This is a genomic window from Streptomyces herbicida (assembly GCF_032656585.1).
GTDB lineage: Bacteria > Actinomycetota > Actinomycetes > Streptomycetales > Streptomycetaceae > Streptomyces > Streptomyces herbicida.
Genome location: NZ_JAUYWJ010000076.1, coordinates 1 through 2,426, shown reverse-complemented (window position 1 = coordinate 2,426; position 2,426 = coordinate 1). Strand labels below are relative to the sequence as shown.

Here is a 2,426-nt window from a genome sequence, read left to right as displayed (position 1 = left end):
ACCCGCCCAAGGTCGCCGTGTCGAAGCTGGTCAACAGCCTCAAGGGTGTATCCGCCCGCCGGATACGGCAGGAGTTCACCGGCCGGATCAACCCTGCCATCATGCACGGCCACCTGTGGTCGCCCTCGTATTTCTCCGCATCGTGCGGCGGAGCACCCTTGGCAATCGTCCGCCAGTACATCGAGCAGCAAAAACGTCCGCTCCAACGAGCACGTCAGAGCAGCCTTGAGATGCATTCATCCCCGGCGTGAACACCGGGGCTTTCTGCAAGAGTGCGGGTAACAGCTGGCTGCCGAACGAACCTGTTCAGCGGACCACTTGGGACGATCGGCCCGCAGTTGGGCTGCGTATTCGTCGAAGTAGTGACGTTGAAGGGCAGGCGGGCGATAGCCCTCGACGAACAGCAGGCGCATTCCTTCGGGCAACCGTGCCTGTGCTTTGAGAAGTCGGTCGAGCACTCCTTGCCGTAGGTGGGCGAAGGCGCCGGCGGAGTCCTGCCACTTCCGCTCATCGACCAGCAGGGAGCCGGCTCGTCGTACGTCCACCAGCTGTTCACCGCACTCTTGAACAGGCACGGCTGCGACCTTCGCGTCGGACATCAAGACGATCTCAGTCATGACGCGATCATCTCGTGGCCTTGCGTTCCGGTGGCTGTCTTCCCGTCAGCGGCCGCGGTACAGGTGGTGGCCGTCGCCGGCCACCACCCGTCTGCGGGCGGCTGCCATGGCGCCGTGCCCGGTGGCCGCGTAAGGCTCAGGCAGTGCCGTCCAGTGACGCCTCCAGGTCGAGTTCGCCCTCGCGGGTCTGGGCGCCGGCGGCCACGGCGGCTCGCATGCGCTCGACCACGGCGTCCGGTGCCGGGTAGACACCGCCCAGGGCCTTGCTCTCCTCGCCCAGGCCCTCCAGCAGGCTTCCAGCCGTGGCTGCGGCTCCGACCGCAGCCTTCGCCGCGGTGATCTGTTCCGGGCGCAGTGCCGCGATGCGGCGGGCGAGGGTGTCGACGAAGTCGTCGAGTTCCTCGGCCGGGAGGGCGCGGTTGATCCAGCCGTAGCGCTCGGCCGTCCCGGCGTCGAAGAGGTTTCCGCCGAGGATCACTTCCAGTGCCCTGGCCCGGCCCACCAGCGGGGGCAGCAGCTGGGTGCCGCCGCCCCCGGGGATGATGCCCATCCGGGTCTCGGGCTGGGCGAGCCAGGTCCGCCCCGCGGCGGCGAAGCGCATGTCGAGTGCCATCGCCAGCTCGTTGCCTCCGCCACGAAGGCGCCCGGCGAGCTTGGCGATCGTCACCTGCGGCAGCGCCCGCAGACGCAGCATCAGTTTCTGCATCGGGTTGATCAAGGACTCGTCGCCACCGGTCCCGGCGTCCGGGTTGGCCAGCTCGGCGAAGGTCTCCGGCTTGAGCATGAAGCCCAGGTCGACGTGGGCGACGAAGAAGTCCGGGTCGGCGCTCTGCACCACGATCACACGCACCCGCTCGTCCTCGCGGACGGCTCCGACGAAGTCGTGCAGTTCGTTGATCAGCGTCGTGTCGAGCATGTTGACCGGCGGGTTGTCGAGCGTGACCTGAGCCACGCCCGCGTCGATCGCCACCCGCAGTCCCTTGTAACCGTCGTACGACATCTCGTTCTTCTCCCGATGGAATCTCTGGCCACAGGCCTCTACACCGGTCACGCTAAAAGCTGACGCTGACGTCAGAGGCAAGGGGAATGGGATGCGCATCGGGGAACTCGCCGCCAGGACCGGCGTGAGCGTGCGGGCGCTGCGGTACTACGAGGAGCAGCACCTGCTCGCCTCCGAACGCAGCCACAGCGGGCAGCGGCACTACGCGGACAGCGCGGTCGACCGCGTCCTGCTGATCCAGCAGCTGTACGCGGCGGGACTGCCGAGCAGGTCGATCGTGGAACTGCTGCCGTGCGTCGTGACCGGCGAGGTGACACCGGAGCTGCTCGAACGGCTGTCGGCGGAGCGGGACCGGATCAGCACACAGATCGACGCCCTGGTGGACACCCGGGACCGGCTCGACACCGTCATCACCGCGGCCACCACCACTCTCCGGACCGGCCGCCCCTGCTCCTGACGAGTACACGGGCATGAAGCGGTTGCCCTCTGGCAGACCTCAGCAAGAGGGCTGTGTGCCGGCGCTCCCCGCCGCCGGGCGACATGTGGCGGTTCCGGAGCCGGGATGCGCGACTACCCCCGCAGGTGAGGCTCGTTTACGACGTCGTCGTGTTCTTGCAGATCGCCGGTCGAGGTGTGGAGTTGCTGAACGCACGACGGCACGTCCAGGTAGATCCTGGGTGCCTGTCCGCTGCCGTTGCCGAGGTGATGTGGATCGGAGCCGGGCACCTATGGCGATCGCCGCCGCGGTGAGAGCCGCGGCGGCGATCAGGATGAGGCTTCGGTACTGGGGCGAGGGTCACGCCACGGAG

3 protein-coding genes and 1 pseudogene are annotated in these 2,426 nt (G+C 67.8%); 2 read left to right on the top strand and 2 right to left on the bottom strand.

Annotation, left to right across the window (positions count from 1 at the left end; translation table 11 throughout):
- Positions 1 to 251: IS200/IS605 family transposase (gene tnpA, locus Q8A52_RS48775; RefSeq protein ID WP_316765141.1), on the top strand; the 251-nt coding region annotated here is incomplete at its 5' end.
- Between the two features lie 18 nt (positions 252 to 269).
- On the opposite strand, the pseudogene Q8A52_RS48770 reads toward tnpA, so the two are convergent.
- Positions 270 to 617: pseudogene (locus Q8A52_RS48770) on the bottom strand (M15 family metallopeptidase); the annotation flags it as partial.
- Between the two features lie 136 nt (positions 618 to 753).
- Positions 754 to 1,617 (bottom strand): enoyl-CoA hydratase/isomerase family protein, encoded by an 864-nt coding sequence (locus Q8A52_RS48765; protein ID WP_316765142.1) that lies wholly within the window; start codon positions 1,615 to 1,617, stop codon positions 754 to 756.
- 91 nt (positions 1,618 to 1,708) lie between these two features.
- Between Q8A52_RS48765 and Q8A52_RS48760 the strand changes: the two genes are divergently transcribed.
- Positions 1,709 to 2,074, top strand: coding sequence for a MerR family transcriptional regulator (locus Q8A52_RS48760; RefSeq protein WP_316765140.1), 366 nt, complete (start codon positions 1,709 to 1,711; stop codon positions 2,072 to 2,074).
- Positions 2,075 to 2,426 lie beyond the last annotated feature (352 nt).

Excerpts from the sequence above, each read along its gene's own strand:
- Q8A52_RS48760 (WP_316765140.1), top strand. The coding sequence starts at position 1,709 with ATGCGCATCGGGGAACTCGCCGCCAGGACCGGCGTGAGCGTGCGGGCG.
- Q8A52_RS48765 (WP_316765142.1), bottom strand. The coding sequence starts at position 1,617 with ATGTCGTACGACGGTTACAAGGGACTGCGGGTGGCGATCGACGCGGGC.